Annotated in this window: 19 protein-coding genes and 1 riboswitch; of the genes, 9 read left to right on the top strand and 10 right to left on the bottom strand. The window is 46.3% G+C overall.

Going from position 1 to position 20,414, the window contains the following annotated elements; translation table 11 throughout:
* Positions 1-40 precede the first annotated feature (40 nt).
* The 5 genes from surA to apaH are packed head-to-tail and all read left to right on the top strand — an operon-like array spanning position 41 to position 4,404.
* The gene (gene surA / locus AB204_RS14040) at positions 41-1,360 is read left to right on the top strand and encodes a peptidylprolyl isomerase SurA (RefSeq protein ID WP_047963991.1); all 1,320 of its coding nucleotides are present in this window, start codon (positions 41-43) and stop codon (positions 1,358-1,360) included.
* Positions 1,347-2,351, top strand: a complete 1,005-nt coding sequence (gene pdxA, locus AB204_RS14035; RefSeq protein ID WP_200898243.1) for a 4-hydroxythreonine-4-phosphate dehydrogenase PdxA — start codon at positions 1,347-1,349, stop codon at positions 2,349-2,351. The genes surA and pdxA overlap by 14 nt, the downstream gene beginning before the upstream one ends.
* Positions 2,344-3,159, top strand: coding sequence for a 16S rRNA (adenine(1518)-N(6)/adenine(1519)-N(6))-dimethyltransferase RsmA (gene rsmA / locus AB204_RS14030; RefSeq protein WP_047963989.1), 816 nt, complete (start codon positions 2,344-2,346; stop codon positions 3,157-3,159). The genes pdxA and rsmA overlap by 8 nt, the downstream gene beginning before the upstream one ends.
* 37 nt (positions 3,160-3,196) lie before the next feature.
* Positions 3,197-3,574: a Co2+/Mg2+ efflux protein ApaG gene (gene apaG, locus AB204_RS14025; RefSeq protein WP_047963988.1), complete on the top strand. Its 378-nt coding sequence runs from the start codon at positions 3,197-3,199 to the stop codon at positions 3,572-3,574.
* 2 nt (positions 3,575-3,576) lie between these two features.
* A complete protein-coding gene (gene apaH, locus AB204_RS14020) occupies positions 3,577-4,404 on the top strand; it encodes a bis(5'-nucleosyl)-tetraphosphatase (symmetrical) ApaH (RefSeq protein WP_047963987.1) in 828 nt (275 codons plus the stop codon).
* Positions 4,405-4,448: 44 nt separating this feature from the next.
* On the opposite strand, the gene folA is transcribed toward apaH, so the two are convergent.
* From folA to nudF, 8 genes are all read right to left on the bottom strand, one after another.
* On the bottom strand, positions 4,449-4,934 hold the full coding sequence (gene folA / locus AB204_RS14015) for a type 3 dihydrofolate reductase (RefSeq protein ID WP_047963986.1): 486 nt from the start codon (positions 4,932-4,934) through the stop codon (positions 4,449-4,451).
* Between the two features lie 262 nt (positions 4,935-5,196).
* On the bottom strand, positions 5,197-6,627 hold the full coding sequence (gene ftsP / locus AB204_RS14010) for a cell division protein FtsP (RefSeq protein ID WP_047963985.1): 1,431 nt from the start codon (positions 6,625-6,627) through the stop codon (positions 5,197-5,199).
* A gap of 324 nt (positions 6,628-6,951) precedes the next feature.
* Positions 6,952-7,683, bottom strand: coding sequence for a 1-acylglycerol-3-phosphate O-acyltransferase (locus AB204_RS14005; RefSeq protein ID WP_047963984.1), 732 nt, complete (start codon positions 7,681-7,683; stop codon positions 6,952-6,954).
* A gap of 62 nt (positions 7,684-7,745) precedes the next feature.
* A complete protein-coding gene (gene parC, locus AB204_RS14000) occupies positions 7,746-9,998 on the bottom strand; it encodes a DNA topoisomerase IV subunit A (RefSeq protein ID WP_047963983.1) in 2,253 nt (750 codons plus the stop codon).
* A gap of 55 nt (positions 9,999-10,053) precedes the next feature.
* The gene (gene parE / locus AB204_RS13995; protein ID WP_047963982.1) at positions 10,054-11,949 is read right to left on the bottom strand and encodes a DNA topoisomerase IV subunit B; all 1,896 of its coding nucleotides are present in this window, start codon (positions 11,947-11,949) and stop codon (positions 10,054-10,056) included.
* A 73-nt stretch (positions 11,950-12,022) separates the two neighbouring features.
* Positions 12,023-12,631: an esterase YqiA gene (yqiA, locus tag AB204_RS13990; RefSeq protein ID WP_047963981.1), complete on the bottom strand. Its 609-nt coding sequence runs from the start codon at positions 12,629-12,631 to the stop codon at positions 12,023-12,025.
* A complete protein-coding gene (gene cpdA / locus AB204_RS13985) occupies positions 12,631-13,470 on the bottom strand; it encodes a 3',5'-cyclic-AMP phosphodiesterase (RefSeq protein WP_047963980.1) in 840 nt (279 codons plus the stop codon). Before cpdA ends, yqiA begins: the two co-directional genes overlap by 1 nt.
* A 97-nt stretch (positions 13,471-13,567) precedes the next feature.
* Positions 13,568-14,209 carry an ADP-ribose diphosphatase gene (gene nudF, locus AB204_RS13980; RefSeq protein ID WP_047963979.1) on the bottom strand — a complete coding sequence of 214 codons (642 nt, stop codon included), beginning with the start codon at positions 14,207-14,209 and terminating at the stop codon, positions 13,568-13,570.
* Between the two features lie 217 nt (positions 14,210-14,426).
* Between nudF and tolC the strand changes: the two genes are divergently transcribed.
* From tolC to AB204_RS13965, 3 genes are all read left to right on the top strand, one after another.
* Positions 14,427-15,800, top strand: a complete 1,374-nt coding sequence (gene tolC, locus AB204_RS13975) for an outer membrane channel protein TolC (RefSeq protein WP_047963978.1) — start codon at positions 14,427-14,429, stop codon at positions 15,798-15,800.
* 179 nt (positions 15,801-15,979) lie between these two features.
* Positions 15,980-16,654, top strand: a complete 675-nt coding sequence (locus AB204_RS13970; RefSeq protein WP_200898244.1) for a DUF1190 family protein — start codon at positions 15,980-15,982, stop codon at positions 16,652-16,654.
* Between the two features lie 6 nt (positions 16,655-16,660).
* On the top strand, positions 16,661-17,821 hold the full coding sequence (locus AB204_RS13965) for a glutathionylspermidine synthase family protein (RefSeq protein WP_047963976.1): 1,161 nt from the start codon (positions 16,661-16,663) through the stop codon (positions 17,819-17,821).
* 5 nt (positions 17,822-17,826) lie between these two features.
* Here AB204_RS13965 and ygiD read toward each other — a convergent pair whose 3' ends face one another.
* Positions 17,827-18,603, bottom strand: coding sequence for a 4,5-DOPA-extradiol-dioxygenase (gene ygiD / locus AB204_RS13960; RefSeq protein WP_047963975.1), 777 nt, complete (start codon positions 18,601-18,603; stop codon positions 17,827-17,829).
* Between the two features lie 362 nt (positions 18,604-18,965).
* A complete protein-coding gene (gene ribB / locus AB204_RS13955) occupies positions 18,966-19,619 on the bottom strand; it encodes a 3,4-dihydroxy-2-butanone-4-phosphate synthase (protein WP_047963974.1) in 654 nt (217 codons plus the stop codon).
* 118 nt (positions 19,620-19,737) lie between these two features.
* Positions 19,738-19,917, bottom strand: a riboswitch (FMN riboswitch).
* A 135-nt stretch (positions 19,918-20,052) separates the two neighbouring features.
* Between ribB and ubiK the strand changes: the two genes are divergently transcribed.
* Positions 20,053-20,328, top strand: a complete 276-nt coding sequence (gene ubiK, locus AB204_RS13950) for a ubiquinone biosynthesis accessory factor UbiK (RefSeq protein WP_047963973.1) — start codon at positions 20,053-20,055, stop codon at positions 20,326-20,328.
* Positions 20,329-20,414: the final 86 nt, after the last annotated feature.

Below are 20,414 nucleotides of genomic sequence, written 5' to 3'. Positions count from 1 at the left end.
AATAACCCCGCCAAGGCGGGATTGATATGATGGGAAATGTATGAAGAACTGGAGAACGCTCATTCTCGGATTGATGTTTTCAGTAAATACTGTCGCAGTGGCAGCACCGCAGGAACTCAATAAGGTGGCTGCCGTTGTTAACAATGATGTCGTACTGGAAAGTGACGTCAACAGCCTCTTACAATCCGTTAAACTCAATGCAAAGCATGCAGACCAGCAAATACCGGATGAAGAAGCACTGCGTCATCAGATCGTTGAGCGCCTGATTATGGATGACATCGTTTTGCAAATGGCAAAACAGATGCAAATTACCATCCCCGATCAAGCCCTGGATTCTGCAATCACCGATATTGCAGCCCAAAACCACCTGAGCATGGCCCAGCTGAAACAGAACCTGACCGCAAATGGTATTAATTTTGATACCTACCGCAACCAAGTCCGCAAGGAAATGACGATTGCGGAAGTACGCAATAATGAAGTGCGCCGCCGCATCACTATTCTGCCACAGGAAGTTGATTCACTGGCGAATCAGCTCGAAAGCCAGAATAGTCAGGACTCGGAATTGAACATCAGCCATATTCTGATCCCTCTGCCAGAAAATCCGGATCAGGCTCAGGTAGAAAAAGCTGAAACCACGGTCAAAAAAATCTTGTCTGAACTCAAGAGTGGCGGGGATTTCGGCAAATTGGCCATCGCATATTCTGGTGATAGCCAAGCCCTGAAAGGGGGAAATATGGGCTGGAGCAGGTTGCAGGAATTGCCAACCCTGTACGCTGAACAGCTTGCGCACAAGGGACAGATTACTGCGCACAAGGGACAGATCATTGGCCCGATTCGTTCTGGTGTGGGTTTTCACATTCTGAAAGTGAATGATATCCGTGGTGGTCAGACGCCGATTGCGGTCACTGAAGTGAATGCCCGTCATATTCTGCTGAAGACATCACCGGTTATGAATGACGAGCAGGCGCGTAACGAATTAATGAAACTCAGGGAAGAAATCTTAAGCGGCAAAACGACATTCGAAGCAGCAGCAAAAGAGTATTCTGAAGATCCCGGTTCCGCCATGCGTGGTGGAGAACTGGGCTGGAATTTGCCGAGTGCTTATGACCCTGCTTTCCGTGACGCATTGACCAAACTGCAAAAAGGTGAGATCAGCCAACCCGTTCACTCTTCTTTCGGCTGGCACTTAATTCAACTGCTTGATAGCCGCAAAGTTGACAGAACTGATACAGCACAGAAAGACCGTGCCTACCGTCTGCTGTTCAACCGTAAATTCAATGAAGAGGCACAAAGCTGGGTGCAAGAATTACGCGCCTCTGCTTATGTGAAAATTTTAGATGGTAGCGATGCACAACAATAAATCCACTATCAACCCCATTGTCATCACCCCCGGCGAGCCGGCCGGGGTTGGTCCTGATTTAGTGATTGCCCTCGCCCAAAAAGAGTGGCCTATCCAATTGGTAGTCTGTGCTGATCCAGAGCTGATGCTCTCCCGGGCCAGACAACTGAATTTACCTCTAAGACTACAAACATACTCCCCTGAACACATTTCTTCATCACAAGCAGCCGGAACCCTGACTATTCTGCCTGTCTCTCTCCAATCTCCGACCATTGCGGGTGAATTGAACCGAGAAAACGGTACTTATGTCACGGAAACCCTGGCAAAAGCCTGCGATGGTTGCCTGAATGGGGAATTTTCTGCTCTGGTGACAGGACCGGTGCATAAGGGCGTCATTAATGAAGCTGGCGTGCCTTTTACCGGACATACTGAGTTTTTTGCTGACCACAGCCAATGCTCAAGGGTGGTCATGATGTTGGCAACAGAAGAGTTACGGGTGGCGCTGGCAACGACACACCTGCCAATTTTAGATGTTCCCAAGGCGATTACCTTTGATTCCCTCAGGGAAGTTGTCACCATTCTCAACCATGATCTGAAAACCAAATTCGGTATCCAACGTCCCCACATCTATGTTTGCGGCCTGAATCCCCATGCGGGTGAAGGCGGGCATATGGGGCATGAAGAAATAGATGTGATCATTCCTGCGCTGGATAGCCTGAGAGCAGAAGGGATATGGCTGGAAGGCCCATTACCCGCTGATACACTTTTTCAGCCCAAATATTTGGATAATGCCGATGCTGTGCTTTCTATGTATCACGATCAGGGGCTACCCGTGTTAAAATACCAGGGTTTTGGCAGGGCCGTGAATATTACATTGGGTCTGCCATTTATCCGAACTTCTGTCGATCATGGCACAGCACTGGAGCTGGCGGGGACAGGTCAAGCTGATGTGGGTAGTTTTATCACCGCATTAAATCTAGCAATTAAAATGATACAAAACAGTAATGAATAATAAAGTCCATCAAGGGCACCATGCCCGTAAACGTTTCGGGCAAAACTTTTTAACCGATCAGTTTATTATTGATAGCATTGTCGATGCGATAAACCCACAGGCTGGTCAGGCTGTAGTGGAGATTGGCCCGGGTCTGGGAGCACTGACTGAACCCGTTGGTGAGCGCATGGATAAAATGACGGTCGTCGAGCTTGACCGCGATTTGGCGGCCAGACTGCATGTCCATCCGAAACTAAAAGATAAGCTGACAATCATTCAACAAGATGCGATGACTGTTGATTTTGGTCAGATTGCCAGAGAGCGCGGGCAGTCACTGCGTGTATTTGGTAATCTGCCTTATAATATTTCCACGCCATTGATGTTCCACCTTTTCAGCTATACTGATGCTATCGCTGATATGAGCTTTATGCTGCAAAAAGAAGTGGTGAATCGTCTTGTCGCTGGCCCGGGCAGCAAAGCCTACGGGCGTTTAAGTGTGATGGCTCAATACTACTGTCAAGTAATCCCTGTTCTTGAGGTACCGCCTACGGCATTCACGCCGGCACCAAAGGTGGATTCCGCTATTGTGCGCCTGATCCCGTACAAGACCATACCTTATCCGGTTCAGGACATTAACATGTTAGCCCGGATCACAACTCAAGCGTTTAACCAACGGAGAAAAACTATCCGTAACAGCCTTGGGAATATTTTTTCTGCTGAACAGTTATCTGAACTGGGTGTTGATCCAACCATTCGGGCTGAAAACATCTCTGTCGAGCAATACTGTAAAATGGCAAACTGGTTATCGTCTCAGTCTGAAGTTGCCTGAAATCAACAAACAGTCGTTACAGTAACAGGAGGCACCTATGCTCAATGAACCAAGAATTTATATTCAAGTACAAAGTACCTATGTAGAAAGTCAATCACAGCCGGAACAACAGCGCTTTGTATTTGCTTATACAATATCAATTCGCAATCTTGGGCATTTCCCAGTGCAACTGATTAGCCGTTACTGGCGCATAACCAACAGTGATGGTCACCGAACCGAAATTCAGGGTGAAGGGGTTGTGGGGAAACAACCTTTGATCCCGTCGGGAGCAGAGTATAGCTACAGCAGCGGGGCAATCCTGGAAACACCTCTGGGCACGATGGAAGGTCATTATGAAATGGTTGATCACGAGGGCCACCCATTTCGGGCCGCCATTCCCGTATTTCGACTGGCAATTCCAACACTGATTAATTAATTATGGCGACATACCTTATCGGCGACATTCACGGTTGTTACCGTGAATTACGTGCCTTATTAGAACAAGTTGATTTTCATCCCGGCAAAGATACGTTGTGGCTAACGGGCGATTTGGTCGCTCGTGGCCCTGACTCTCTGGCAGTACTTCGTTATATCAAACAGCTCGGCACAGCAGTTAAACTGGTGTTGGGTAATCACGATCTGCATTTGTTGGCTGTTTACGCAAAAATCAGCCGCAATAAGCCGAAAGACTTACTGGATGAATTGCTCACTGCACCAGATATCGATGAATTGATAAATTGGCTGAGAAAACAGCCAATGTTACAAATCGATGATGAGTTGAAACTGGTCATGGCTCATGCAGGACTCACCCCACAATGGGATTTAGAGACTGCCAAAACATGTGCCCGTGAAGTGGAAGCCATTCTTCGCAGTGACAGTTATCCTTTATTTCTCAATGAAATGTATGGGGATATGCCAAATAACTGGGCCCCTGAGTTAAGTGGCCTTGCCCGGCTGCGTTACAGCACCAATGCACTGACCCGGATGCGTTATTGTTTCCCAAATGGTCAGTTGGATATGATCTGTAAATCTAAGCCCGAAAATGCCCCTGCTCCGCTGAAACCCTGGTTCGAATTACCGCGCAACATTCCTGAAGATTATTCCATTGCGTTTGGTCACTGGGCTGCGCTGGAAGGACAAGGTGCTCCTGATGGTATTTATGCGCTGGATACAGGCTGCTGTTGGGGAGGTAAGTTGACAATGCTACGTTGGGAAGATAAACAGTATTTCAGTCAGGATGCAATGCTCACGAAAACGAAAGACTGAATTGACGACGCCGGAGTGCCCGGGCACTCCGGCGTAAAATTAAATCACTCTCTGCGTTCTAAGACTTCAAAACAATAGCTGTGTGAATTGTTTTCATCTTCATCGTGATATTCAGTAAAAACTGAATTCCACTCATCAGGTTCATAATCAGGGAAGTGCGTGTCACCAATCACTTCTGCATCGATGTGAGTCAGATACATACGATTGGCCAGAGGAATAAACTGCTCATAAATTTGTCCTCCTCCCATCACCATAATCTCTTCAACATCACCAGCCGCAGCTAAAGCAGCTTCGATGGAGCTTACCCAAGTGACCCGATCATCGCTTGCAGGTTGACTGCTGATCACGATATTCAGACGTCCCGGCAAAGGACGGCCAATTGATTCATAAGTAACTCGTCCCATCACAACCGGCTTTCCGAGTGTGTTGCGTTTGAACCAGGCTAAATCACCCGGCAGAGTCCACGGCATGGAATTTTCCATACCAATAACTCGATCCATGGCCATCGCAGCAATCAAGCTAATATTCATTAAGTCACCTTACAGGCAAGTAGTATGAAAATTTGGGACACTATACGGAAAGGGCTACGCTCAGTCGATAAAATTAGCAATTTATTCAGAACAAATTGTTAGTCTATACACTAAATGTTAAGCAATTTATTGCCTAATCAACCCCTGGTTGACAAAAGGATTCCCCATAGCAGCCCGATTCAACCGGACGGGCATCCACCACTGCTCTTCATTGCTATTCTGAGTTGCTATTTCTTAATGCCATTTTTACCCAATATTATTGTTACCCAATACTAAAACTGGCAGGGTTAACAATTAATCGTCCTGCAACTCCACGATCCGCCATTTCCAGTATCTGGCTGTGATACATAAAGGGGAAATTCTCATAAGAGGGCTGCATCATATTAACCAGTAGTTCTGCCCGTTCATTAATCCAGACAGTATCTTTCCAACCATAATCCTGTGGCTCTGGGCGATTGCCATTAAGGCTGATAACTTTAAATCTTACGCCTTCGATATGGAAAGGCTGGGGTGTTGGGGTTGTGATTACCCAACGTTCCCATGCACCTTGCTGGCTGGCTATGTCGGTTCGGTGTTCATTCAGCACTGAACCATTAATTCCCTGAGAATAATCTCCCAAAGCCAACTGCCTGCTTCGGATAGAAGAATTGATTTGTGTATTATCCAGTACGAGCTGAGAAGGTAATTGATCCGTCACCAGAGGGAGCAAACCACTGGCTTTTAGCGTCAGTACGGTGGTTGATATCAATTTGGTTGAAGGTTCAAACAATCCTTTCAAACGATCTATCACGCTTGCGGATTCTCCCGCAGTAATAGTGACACTTTCCACTTTCGACATATCAATCAAGACTTCACGACGTTCGCCCGGGGCAAGTGGCAGTTGCTGTATGGCTACAGGAGCAGGCAATAGCCCTTGATCAGTTCCAATCATATAGAAAGGACGCCCATCGCTGAGTTCTAATTGATATCGCCGGGCATTAGAAGCATTCAGCAAACGTAGCCTGACCCAGCCTCTGGCAACTTCAACAAAAGGATTTTCAACCCCATTAACCACTAAAGTATCGCCAAGGAAACCCTGATTGGCTGATGGGTCATATTGTGGTACGCCAAAATTATCCAGTCGTTTATCCTGCAAAATAACAGGGAAATCATCAACGCCATAATGTTCAGGTAAAGGCAAACTACGGCTGCTTTCGTCTTCCACCAGCCACATTCCGGCCAGACCAGCATAAACATGCCGTGCCATTTGGTGTGGTGTGTTGGCATGATACCAACAGGTAGCCGCAGGTTGATCGATTGGGATAACGGGCGACCAACTTTCACCCGGTGCTATTAAGCGGGCCGAGCCTCCCATCAGGGTTCCGGGCACCAGTAAACCACCTACCGTCATTGAAACCGGTTCAGACAGACGATTGCTATATATCAGTTTGACATCATCTCCGCGACGAACCCGAATAGTCGGCCCCAGGTAGTGCCCGTTGATGCCCCAAACATGAACTTTATTCTGACCGTTAAATGACCATTTGGCTTTCTGTATGGCTAAAAATAGAGGTTGTCCGCCTCGGGGTTCCAGTAAGGGGGGAAGTGGCAATTTCGTTTGTTGATTTTTATTGGCTCGAACCGCAAAAGGAAGCGCCCCTAAACACATTGCCAAACCAGATGCCTGAATAAACTGGCGTCGACTCAGTGACATACTTTCTCCACAGCAGGAATAGTATCTACGACAAGGAATAGTATCTACGACAAAAATAGCAATCCACAATGATTGCTTATGTAAACGCAAGCACTAGTAATGACTAAAAAATTCAAATAATTACTGGGATGAATATCCCGATATTGTGGCTATCAGGATTTATTATTCTATCGATTGCGTTTAATAAAAACATTAAGTTATTAAACGCAATCATATCGCGAATGGGAAATAAATTCTAAAACTATCTTAAATTGATAGCCAAAATTCGGTCAACGTGTGGGGAAATATATTTGACGATTTCGGACATTTTATCGTCATCCGAATTTATCCTCGCTTATTCAGCGCCTCAACTTCTTTATCCAATTCTTCAATTTTAGATTGCATCATTTGCCGACAATGCCCCGCCAATTCACGAACCTGCTCTTTGGTATATTTCGTGGTATCAATCGGAGGTAACATTTCGACAATCACAGCGCCATTATTCCAACGATTCAATTTTACTTTACCGTGTGTTGAAGAAACACACACCGGCACGATAGGTACACCTGCTGCAATAGCAGCATGAAAAGCACCTGTTTTAAACGGCAACAATCCGCGACCACGGCTGCGCGTTCCTTCCGGGAACATCCAGACCGAAACCTGCTTTTTGGTAATTTGATCAACAACCTGTGAGATTGTACCGTGTGCTTTTGTGCGGTTTTCTCTGTCGATCAAAATATTACCTGTCAGGTAATAAAGCTGACCAAAGAACGGAATAAAAACCAGACTTTTTTTGCCCACAGTGACGGTACGTGGCTGCACTGCATTAGACATGGTTACCATGTCGTAATTGTTTTGATGATTAGCGATATAAATGCTAGGCCCATATTCCTGAGCGCCTGCCGGAATACGTTCCACCAGTTTAATACCAAATATTTTATGCAGTTTGCCAAACGCATGACCGAAGGTCATAACATGACGTGGATTGCGCGGACTGAATAAACAGTAGATACAACCAAAAATAAAGATCAGGATTGTAAACAGAATAACAATAATTCCACGAATGATTGCTAGCATATCGGCCTCTTTCAGAGCGGGCCAGTATCATACTGGCCCGCAATTATGATTTTTGTTGTTACTTATTGGTTAGGCGTTTCTACTTCAACACGTTCCACGCGCTGTAATCCACGAGGCAGTGAGGTTCCCTTACGCCCTCTTTCTGCTCTGAATTTCTGTAAGTCCTCTGGGCGGAGTTGCAATTTACGCTTACCAAAGTAGAGCGTAATGGTGGATTGCGGAGGCAGCACCAGCAACCAACTCAGCATATCTTCCCCTGATGCGGCCTGAGCTGCGGGGATAGACACAATCTTGTTGCCCTTGCCTTTGGAAAGCTGAGGAAGATCCGCTACAGGGAACATTAACACGCGGCCCGCTTTGGTTATCGCCAGTAGCATATCATCCTGCTCGTTGTTAATTTCCAACGGCAACATCACTTTGGCCTTTTCAGGCAGGGTAATCAACGCCTTACCTGCACGGTTTTTCGCAATCAGGTCACTGAAAGTACAGATAAAACCATAACCCGCATCTGATGCCATCAGGAGTTTCTGTTCTTCTTTCGCCATCAGAAGATGCTCAACGGATGCTCCGGCCGGCAATGCCAATTTCCCCGTCAACGGTTCGCCCTGACCTCTGGCTGATGGCAAATCCAACGGATCTATAGAGTAACTACGCCCGGTGTTATCAATAAAGACCACGGGTTGGTTACTTTTACCCCGTACTGCACTGCGGAAGCTGTCACCAGACTTATAATTCAAGCCAGCCGGATCAATCTCATGCCCTTTCGCACTGCGCACCCAGCCCATTTCAGACATAACGACCGTAATTGGCTCAGATGGCAGGATGTCATGATCGCTCATGGCTTTCGCTTCTGTGCGCTCTTTCAACGGAGAGCGGCGAACATCACCGTAGCTTTCAGCATCGGCAATAATCTCTTTTTTCAGCAAGGTATTTAATTTACGTTCGGAACCCAAAATCGACTGAAGTTTGTCACGCTCTTTCGCCAATTCATCCTGCTCGCCACGAATTTTGACTTCTTCCAATTTCGCCAAGTGACGCAATTTCAGATCCAGAATTGCTTCAGCCTGCGTTTCGGTTAATTCAAAACGCTGCATCAGCACTGGCTTTGGTTCATCTTCATTGCGAATAATGAGGATGACTTCGTCAATGTTAAGATAAGCCTCTAACAAACCTTCCAGAATATGTAAACGTTTAAGGACTTTTTCCAAACGGTAATTCAGACGGTTACGCACTGTTTCACGACGGAAAACCAGCCATTCGCTGAGGATCTCAACCAAGCCTTTAACCGCAGGACGGTTATCCAAACCGATCATGTTGAGGTTAACGCGATAGCTTTTTTCCAGATCGGTCGTCGCAAACAGATGGTTCATAACTTGTTCGACATCAACACGATTATTCCGTGGAACAATCACCAAACGGGTTGGGTTTTCGTGATCAGATTCATCGCGTAGATCATCCACCATTGGCAGCTTCTTCGCCCGCATTTGGCTGGCGATCTGCTCCAGAATTTTCGCGCCGGACACTTGGTGTGGCAGGGCGGTAATGACAACGTTGCTCTCTTCTTTCGTCCAAATAGCCCGCATACGCACCGAACCACGGCCATTTTTGTAGATCTTGCGAATATCTTCTTTAGACGTGATGATCTCGGCTTCGGTTGGATAATCCGGACCCTTGACATATTCCATTGCCTCATCAAGCGATAGATCAGGCTTATCCAGCATGGCAATCAGTGCATTCGCCACTTCACGGGCATTATGCGGTGGAATATCCGTTGCCATACCAACGGCAATGCCGGTAGTGCCATTCAGCAAAATATTGGGTAGGCGTGCAGGCAACATTTTCGGCTCCTGCAATGTACCGTCAAAGTTTGGCACCCAATCCACCGTGCCTTGCCCCAACTCACTCAACAGCAACTCAGCATATTTGGACAACCGGGATTCGGTATAACGCATCGCCGCAAAAGATTTCGGATCATCCGGGGCCCCCCAGTTACCTTGCCCATCAACCAGCGGATAACGGTATGAGAAAGGCTGTGCCATCAAAACCATAGCTTCATAACATGCGCCATCCCCATGTGGATGGTATTTACCCAGCACGTCACCCACGGTACGGGCAGATTTTTTAAATTTGGCGCTGCTGCTCAGCCCCAGTTCTGACATCGCATAGACAATACGGCGCTGAACAGGTTTTAAACCATCACCGATAAAAGGCAACGCCCTGTCCATGATGACGTACATGGAGTAGTTCAAATAGGCGTTTTCAGTGAACGTGTGAAGCGGTTGACGCTCCACACCATCGTGAGCTATCTCACTCATGTATTAATTTCCTCAGAATCTGTATTGACTATCTATTGCGCTATATCTCAATACGCTAAACTTCAATATTGATGGAATCACCTTTCTCTTGTAGCCAGTTACGGCGATCTTCTGAGCGTTTTTTCGCCAGAAGCATATCCATGACTGAAAGGGTTTCCTGATAATTATCATCGTCGATAGTCAATTGCACCAGACGGCGAGTGTTGGGATCTAACGTGGTTTCGCGCAACTGCATCGGGTTCATTTCACCCAAGCCTTTAAAGCGCTGAACATTCGGTTTACCCCGTTTGCGGCTCAAGCGATCCAGTATGGCACTCTTTTCTCCCTCATCCAGCGCATAGTGCACTTCTTTGCCGAGGTCGATGCGGTACAGTGGCGGCATTGCCATATAGACATGCCCACGTTTTACCAGCGTCGGGAAGTGGCGGACAAACAGGGCACACAGCAGGGTGGCAATGTGCAATCCATCAGAATCCGCATCCGCCAGTATGCAGACTTTACCGTAACGAAGCTGGCTCAAATCTTCACTATCAGGATCGATACCAATCGCAACAGAAATATCATGCACTTCCTGCGAGGCCAGTACTTCATCAGAAGAAACTTCCCATGTATTCAGGATCTTTCCGCGCAGCGGCATAATCGCCTGGAATTCACGATCGCGGGCTTGTTTAGCAGAGCCGCCGGCCGAATCCCCTTCCACCAGAAACAGCTCCGTGATATTGAGATCCTGAGCGGTACAATCGGCTAATTTGCCCGGCAACGCAGGGCCGTTGGTCAGCTTTTTACGCACGACTTTCTTCGCCGCACGCATTCTGCGTTGCGCACTGGCAATGGCCATTTCAGCCAGTTGTTCTGCTTCCTGAATATGCTGGTTCAACCACAGGCTGAATGCATCTTTCACCACCCCAGAAACGAAAGCCGCAGATTGGCGTGAAGAGAGGCGTTCTTTGGTTTGCCCTGCAAATTGCGGATCTTGCATTTTGAGGGATAACACGTAAGCACAGCGATCCCAGATATCATCAGCCGAGAGTTTAACGCCACGTGGCAGGATGTTGCGGAATTCACAGAACTCACGCATGGCATCAAGCAAACCTTGGCGTAATCCATTAACGTGGGTTCCCCCCTGTACTGTCGGGATCAGGTTAACGTAACTTTCTGCCAGTAATTCTCCGCCTTCCGGCAACCAAAGCAATGCCCAGTCAACGGCTTCAGTATCCCCGCTTAATGTGCCCACAAAAGGCGCTTGTGGTAACGTTACCAAACCATTAATGGCTTCCAGCAGATAATCTGTCAGCCCGTCGGCATAACACCATTTCTGCACTGTATCGTTCAATTTGTCTTTAAAGACAATTTCAACACCCGGACACAATACCGCCTTCGCTTTCAGTAAATGTGTCAAACGAGTGGCAGAGAAACGGGGGATATCGAAATAGCTTTCATCCGGCCAGAAATGAACACTCGTTCCGGTGTTGCGCTTGCCACAACTGCCGATGATTTCCAGCTCTTGTACTTTTTCGCCATTTTCAAAAGCGATCTGATGAACTTGACTGTTGCGACGAACCGTGACCTCTACCCGTTTGGACAGGGCGTTGACCACCGAGATCCCGACACCATGCAGGCCACCAGAAAACTGGTAATTTTTATTGGAAAATTTTCCCCCCGCATGCAGGCGGGTGAGGATCAATTCAACAGCAGAAACTTTTTCTTCAGGATGGATATCAACCGGCATACCACGGCCATCATCTATCACTTCCAGAGACTGATCGCTGTGAAGGATTACTTCAATATGCTTCGCGTGACCAGCCAAGGCTTCGTCCACGCTGTTATCGATCACTTCCTGTGCCAGATGGTTCGGGCGGGCTGTATCGGTATACATGCCGGGACGACGACGAACTGGCTCCAGGCCACTGAGGACTTCAATGGCCTCTGCGTTGTAACTAGATTGAGTCATGTTGTAATTCTGTCGGTTGCTTCGTTATTAGAGGGCCAATCAGTATTGATATACTGTTGATAATACCAGTCGCTTACCTATTTTTGGCAATTTTTTTACTATTACCACTGGTCAGACCCAAGAAGTTGATGATTTGAGGGAAATAGTATTCGAAGCCAACAAAAGCATGATTCCCACCAGATTCGACCGTTTGCCGGCACTGCATCAGGTAAGCAACGGCCTGGCGGTAGTCGAGCACTTCATCCCCGGTTTGCTGCAATAACCAGATAAGATCGGGCGATTCCAGCGGGTCAATGTGCATCACTTTGAGATCATGTATGTGACTTTGTTCGAGAGTATACCGCTCTTCGGTATAGGGATTCACGTTTTCCCCGAGATAATCCTGAAGCAAATCGAATGGGCGTACCGCAGGGTTAACAACCACGGCAGGTAATCCAAAACACTGGGAAAGCCAGATAGCCAGATAGCCGCCAAGGGAAGAGCCCACCAGACCGATATTTTCACCAGCGCACTCCATCACCAGTTCTTCCAGCAAGGTCGCCGTTTCTTCAGGATAAGGCGGTAATTGCGGCGTCAGCATCTCAATTTCAGGATGCTGCTGGTGCAACCATGTTTTCAGTGCATTGGCTTTCGCTGATTGGGGTGAGCTATTGAAACCATGTAGATAAAGTAACGTTGACATTAATACCCGTCCGAATCTAAATCCGGGCAAAACTCGTTACTCTTAAGCCTGTGAACCTGTGTTTGCAATCTTGTTTCTTCGTTGCCAGCCACAGACAGTTCGAGGTAACGCCATCCCGGAGCCACTGTATCAAGCATAAAATTAGTACAATGTGGCTTAAATTGCACACAGGTTGATGGTGTTGCCATAACACGAATGCCATTCCACATTTCATCAACTTCCTGATGGATATGTCCGCACAGTATGGCTTTCACCTGTGCTTTGCCTTTCAAAAACTCTGATAATTCAGGGGCATTACGTAAGCTGTGCTGATCTAACCATGTACATCCAGAAGGAATGGGATGATGGTGCAGCATGACAATGGTATGGCGCTCACTGTGCTCATCCAAACATTTATTCATCCACTCGAGCTGATAATCCGTCAACTCTCCATGAGGAACGCCCTGCACCTGACTATCCAACATAATTAATTGCCAATGCTGACCGATAAATATCTGCTTGGAAGGTGAAATCCCTGCGGCTGCCAATGTATCAACCATCGCTGGCTGATAATCATGATTACCGGGCAGCCAAACACAAGGCGCAGGCAAACGAGCAATCCCCTCAGCAAAGTGCTGATAGGCATTGATTGTCTGATCCTGAACCAAATCACCTGTCGCAACGATCAAATCAATATCGAGATTCTGCTCAAGGATCTTATCCAACACAGCATGATAGCTACGATAAGTATTGATGCCCAGCAGTGAATCACCCTTATTGGCGAAAAGATGCGTATCAGTGATTTGTAGTATTCTGGCTGTGGCACCTTCTGCCACAGGTATTTCAAGCAGGCTTTCCAAATGGTTTCCTTTTCCTGTCGATCATAAGGATTATTCTAGCGTGTCTTTATGTAAAAGATCTGCTGACTGGGGCACACTTCCCGTTTTCCAGCATAAATTAGGAATGGTTCCCCAACCAATCTCTCTTCAGTTTTTCATGGTGCAATGCAAGCCACTGTATTGCAATAACCGAAGCGGCATTATCGATAACCCCTTCTTCTACCCACTGGTAAGCTTGCTCACGGCTGACAACCAGAACGCGGATATCTTCATGTTCACCTTCCAGACCATGAACGCCTGACGCGGTAGAAGCATCCACTTCACCGACAAAGATATGCATGCGCTCTGTTGTACCGCCAGGGCTGGAGAGATAGCTCAACGCAGGCTGACAGCGCTTAACCTCAATACCAGCCTCTTCCACTGCCTCACGGCGCACAACCTGTTCACCCTCTTCACCCTCTTCGATCATGCCGGCAATCACTTCCAGCAACCACGGCGTTTGGCTGGTTTCAAGCGCAGGAATACGGATTTGCTCAATCAAAACGACTTCATCGCGTACCGGATCATAAGGCAATAACACGCCTGCATGACCGCGTTCAAAAACCTCGCGTTTAACGGTTTCACTCCAGCCACCCCGAAACAGACGATGCCTGAATTGATATTCCGTCATGGTGAAAAAACCGCGATAAAGCGTTTTTTGGGAAATAACTTCAACATCTTGTTTTGTAAAAGTACGCGACGGGGAAAGATCTTCGCTCATAAAAGCTCCTGATTATTTTTAAAATTTCCTATTATTAAAAGGTATTTTTCTACATTGTCTAAATAAATTCATTTTGATGATATAAACAAGTTGAAAAATGAGGCAATATGGCACAAACAGCCACCCTGCCTTATTGGTATTTTCTGCTAGAATCTGTGGTAGTTAGTTTTTATGCAGAGGCAACTTAAGCAAAATAGCTGCACAACAAGGAACGCAAATGAAAAAATTGCTCTCTCTTTTTATTGCTATGAATCTGGTCGGTTTTAGTACTTCAAGCCATGCTGCAGATTTACTCCAGATTTATCAGCAGGCAAAAGAAACAAACCCGGAATTGCTTAAGGCACAAGCTGACCGCAATTCAGTAGTTGAAAATGTTAATCAATCCCGTAGTGCTTTACTGCCTCAATTGGGATTAAGCGCAGGTGCGAGTTATAGAAAGGGCTTTCGCGACTCTAAAGACACTGAAAACCATGGTACAAATGCAAGCTTGCAGTTGACCCAGACCATCTTCGATATGGCGAAATGGAATAAGCTAAATCAATCTGAGAAAAGTGCTGGTATCGCGGATATCAATTACCAAACAGCCCAACAAAAACTAATTCTGGATACTGCACAAGCCTATTTTGGCGTTCTGAATAAAATTGATGCCCTGACATATAGCGAAGCCCAGAAAGCCTCACTATACCGTCAGTTAGATCAAACAACCCAGCGTTTTAATGTAGGACTGGTTGCCATTACTGACGTGCAGAATGCCCGCGCCGAATATGACTCAATTCTGGCCCAAGAGGTTTCTAACCGTAACGATCTAGAGAATGCGTTAGAAAAACTACGCATGATTACGGGCACTTACTACCCGCAACTAGCCGCATTAAATATTGATCAATTTAAAACTAAACAACCTGAACCTGCTGATAAGGTGCTAAAAGAAGCAGAAAACCGCAACCTGAGCCTGCTATCAGCACGTTTAAACCAAGATTTAAGTCGTGAAAAGATCAAAGAATCACAGACAGGCTATATGCCAACGATTAAGTTGACTGCAGGCACAGAAATCGCCAACAATCATAGTCGCGGCAACGTCCAACCAGATGGAAGGAATTCATACACCGGAAGTAATTCTGTTGGAGTATCCTTAGATCTACCGCTATTCAGTGGTGGATTAACCTATTCTCAAGTAGAACAAGCAAAATATAATTTCGTCGGCGCGAGTCAGGATTTGGAAAACACTTACCGTAAAGTGACACAAGAAGTGCATTCCTCTACCAATAATATTTCTGCTGCGATCAGTAGTGTTGACGCCAACAAACAGACTGTGCTCTCTACACAAAGTTCATTGGATTCAATGGAGGCTGGTTATCAGGTCGGAACCCGTACTATCGTTGACGTGTTGCAAGCGACAACCAAGCTTTATCAAGCCAAACAGAATCTGTCTAAAGCACGTTATGATTATCTGCTTTCACTGTTGCAGAACAAACAGGCGCGTGGCACTTTGAATGAAAATGATTTGATAGAGTTGAACAAGATGTTAGGCGCGCAAATCTCTACTTCTGCCAGCAGCATCATTAAAGAGATGAAAACGCCATCAATTCGCTGATTTAATGCTCTATCGTTTTACATTAAAAAACGTTATATTAAAGACGCTATACTAAAGAAAGCAGCCCGCCAATTGTGTGGGCTGCTTTTTAAGCATATCCCAGAGAGCCAATCCCCTGGATATCCTATGTGGGACACGCTCTTAATCAGATACCTTTAAGATGGATGCCCCCTATGACAATGAAACGGACAAAAGAGATAAACCGCGATTCTTTTCGCAAAACGTGGCGAAGCTATCGTCTGGCACCTGTAGCGCTCGCTGTCAGTGCTGTTTTCATGCTTTCTGCCTGTGAACAAAACGATGAAACGGTGTCACTCTATACGAATGCCGATGAGTGCTCTCAGGCGAATCCTTCTCAAAGCGAACAATGTAAAGTCGCTTACAACAATGCCGTGAAAGAAGCGGAGAAAACCGCACCGAAATATGCTTCTCGCGAAGAGTGTGTTGCAGAGTTTGGTGAACAGCAATGTACGCAAACACCGGCTCAGGCTGGCGTCGGTCAGGCTCAGGCACAAGACAGCAGCAGCGGCAGTTTCTGGATGCCTTTGATGGCAGGTTATATGATGGGTCGCTTAATGGGCGGCAGCTCTGCACCATCACAACCGCTGTTTACCTCAAAATCAGCTTCCAGCCCGGCTAACGGCAAGTTTGTTGATGCGACAGGTAAAAGCTATGGCCCTGCTACCGCAGGCGGTCGCAGCATGACTGTGCCAAAAACCGCAATGGCGCCAAAACCCGCCACCACAACCACCATTACCCGCGGCGGGTTCGGTGAGTCTGTGGCGAAACAATCGACTATGCAGCGTTCGTCTGCCAGCTCAAGCTCCAGTTCTTCCCGTTCTATGGGTGGTTAATTAAAGATGAAACGCATTGGTATTACCGAGCGCCCGGATTGGCGCGAAAAGGCTGAAGAATATGGCTTTAACTTTCATACTATGTATGGTCAGCCTTACTGGAGTGAAGATGCTTATTACCAGTTCACTCTGAACCAGATTGAAGAAATTGAAGATGCGACAGCAGAACTGCACCAAATGTGTTTGCAGGTCGTGGAAAAAGTGGTCAATAGCGAAGAGCTGCTGGCAAAATTTCAGATCCCAAAACACTGCTGGGAGTTTATCCGCTCTTCATGGGTAACCAGCCAGCCTTCACTCTATTCCCGTCTGGATTTAGCCTATGATGGCAAAAATCCGCCTAAGTTACTGGAAAACAACGCCGATACCCCGACGTCTCTGTATGAATCTGCTTTCTTTCAGTGGATCTGGCTGGAAGACCAGATCAATGCCGGCAACCTGCCGTCAGATGCAGATCAGTTCAATAGCCTGCAAGAAAAGCTGATTGATCGTTTTGTGCAGTTACGTGAAAAACATGGATTTGGCCTGCTGCATATGGCCTGCTGTCAGGATACTGAGGAAGATCGTGGCACTATCCAATATTTACAGGACTGCGCTGCGGAAGCTGGTATTCCAACCGAATTCCTGTTTATTGAAGATATCGGGCTGGGTGAAAAAGGGCAGTTTACTGACTTGCAGGATCAAGTGATCGGCAATCTGTTTAAACTGTATCCGTGGGAATTCATGTTGCGTGAGATGTTTTCCACCAAACTGGCTGATGCGGGTGTGCGTTGGCTGGAACCGGCATGGAAAAGCATTATCTCCAACAAAGCGTTATTGCCAATGCTGTGGAAAATGTTCCCGAATCATCCTAATCTGCTGCCTGCTTATTTTGCGGATGAACGCCCTTCAGATATGGATAGCTATGTTATTAAGCCGCTGTTTTCCCGTGAAGGTGCCAATATTCGTATCATCGAAAATGGACGGGAAATAGCCAGTGCCGATGGCCCTTATGGGGAAGAAGGCATGATCGTTCAGCAATTCCATTCATTGCCAAAATTTGGCGATAGCTATGTGTTGGTGGGTAGTTGGTTGGTGAATGATCAATCGGCGGGTATCTGTATCCGTGAAGATCAAGAGTTGATAACTCAAGATCTGTCACGTTTCTACCCGCATATTATTTTGGATTAATTCAATTATCCAAGCTGAATAGACAACATACTCAAGGAGCCGTCTTCAATACCCTCAACCGGGGTTGAAATCGGCTCTTTTTTATCCCATGTTCCCATCACATACAGCAACGGCAGGAAGTGCTCTGGGGTTGGATTAGATAACTGACCATCTTCTCTATCCAAAGCATTAACCAGAGGATGAGGCTCTTCAAGGCTGGTTAAGCTCTCACGCACAAACTGCTCAAAAGAGAGTGCCCATGGGAAAGGCTTTGCCTTCAATATCCCAGCCGACAAATTATGTACGACATTACCGCTTCCCATAATTAAGACGCCTTCATCACGAAGCAGGGCCAATTTTTTGCCCATCTCGTAATAAAAAGACGATGGCTGAGTACGATCCATGCTCAATTGGACAACGGGAATATCTGCATCAGGATACATTTTGGCTAATATCCCCCAAGAGCCATGATCCAATCCCCAGTCTTTAAAATCAGTCTCGACTTCAATCGGTTCCAGAATATCTTGTACCAATACAGCGAGCTCAGGATATCCTTTGGCCGGATACTGCTTCTCATGTAACTCTCTGGGAAAATTACCAAAATCGTGGATCGTTCTGGGCTGTGTCATGGCTGTCACTGCTGTACCTTCCGTATACCAATGCGCAGAAATCACAAGAATCGCTCTTGGTCTGGGCAATTTTTTCCCCAGCTCAAACCAAGCACGTGAGTAGCAGTTATCTTCAATGGCATTCATTGGGCTACCATGACCAATGAACAATGCAGGCATTCTCAGGAGACTCATTTTCGCCCCTTATACAGCAAATTAAACATTTAGAATAATGGATTGTGAGTTATGGTAAAAAAACTATGACAAGATTAAGACTTTTCTTCCCTGAATACAGTCAATCAAAAATGATGGAGTGTTTCAAAAATACTGAAAGGCCACAGAAGATGGGCGGTGGCCTTTCATACGTGCATGCGATATTTTTCCTCATCTTTCAATTTACTGTGCTACTGCACAGTAACTCAAAATCTGTTGGGTATAACCGATATATTCTATCCGATTTTTTTTCATCCACTGTTTTCTATCCATACTAAAGAAAACAATATCTCTTACCCATCATGATGAACTGGTGTCTTAAAGTAACCTATTTAAGGAGGCTGTTAACTCGCCGCCTTTGCTATCTTTAAGCGATAGTCCACCAAGTCTTCGATAGTGACTACCGGCATACCATGCAGTTTTGCGAATTCAATCACTTCAGGTGCACGGGCCATTGAACCATCGTCGTTCGTCAATTCACACAGTACCCCCGCAGGCCTGAAACCGGCCAATTTAACCAAGTCAATGGTGGCTTCAGTATGACCACGGCGAGTCAGAACGCCTCCCGGTTGCGCCCGCAAAGGAAAAACATGCCCGGGCCGATTCAGATCGTTTGGTTGAGCATCGTCTGCAATGGCGGCTTGGATCGTGGTGATACGATCTGCCGCAGACACGCCGGTGGTTACCCCCTGCGCGGCTTCAATGGTGACAGTGAAAGCTGTCTGGTACTGACTGGAATTATTTTCTACCATCATGGGTAAATTTAACTGCTGACGACGTTCTTCGGTCAGGCAAAGGCAAACAATTCCACTGCCATGACGGATGGTCAATGCCATTTGTTCTACCGTCATTGTTTCGGCAACGAAAATCATATCGCCTTCATTTTCACGATTTTCATCATCCAATACCATCACACCCTGACCCGCACGCAAAGCAACAAGCGCACGTTCAACACGTTCAAATGGCGTCCCATATGAGGAAAGTAGCGTCTGATTCATGGTAAAGAAACCTCTTTAAATGTATGGATTACCAGAATCAGGGCAATTTTGAGGAGTTCGTGCTGCACAAAAATACGGCAACAAAAACAACAGACGAGCGCAAGCACTCGATTGATGCTGTTATTCTCTCCCATCCGGACTATCACCGTCGGCTCCAGAATCACACTGGATCTGCTGACCTCTGTTTTATTTCGTTACGGATAACAACAAACAGAGCGCTCGCGGGCTTCATAAAATGATCATTCGATCATTTCATGTTACCGCCGGTAGGGACTTTCACCCTGCCCTGAGATAAACAATTTCACTATAGCGCTAATAATCTGTAGGGGCAATCTACAAAATCAAATATGAAACCTGGCTCGCAATCATTTATGCTTTCATCATCAAGTATTAGAATACTGCCAACACAATTATGCATAAAAGGATGATCATCATGCTTGATCCAAAGAAAATTGAACAAATTGCCCGCCAAATCCACAATGCAATGCCGAAAGGTGTCAAAGAGTTTGGTGACGACGTAGAAAAAAAATTGCGTACCGTTCTGCAATCTCAACTGAGCAAGCTGGATCTTGTCAACCGTGAAGAGTTTGATGTTCAGACACAAGTTCTTCTGCGTACACGTGAAAAGTTGGTTGCGCTGGAACAACGCTTAACTGAATTGGAAGCCCGTCAGGAAGGTTCAGACAAGAAAACTGAGCAGGCTGAATAATTGTGTGAGGAGAATAGCTATCGTAGCTTCGTTCTCCTCCATCGTTTCCTTTTATTTTCAACATAAAAAAATCATCTTATATTTTT

It is taken from the genome of Xenorhabdus khoisanae (assembly GCF_001037465.1).
Lineage (GTDB): Bacteria > Pseudomonadota > Gammaproteobacteria > Enterobacterales > Enterobacteriaceae > Xenorhabdus > Xenorhabdus khoisanae.
The sequence above is the reverse complement of the archived record's forward strand: the minus strand, read 5'-3'. Positions and strand labels throughout refer to the sequence as shown.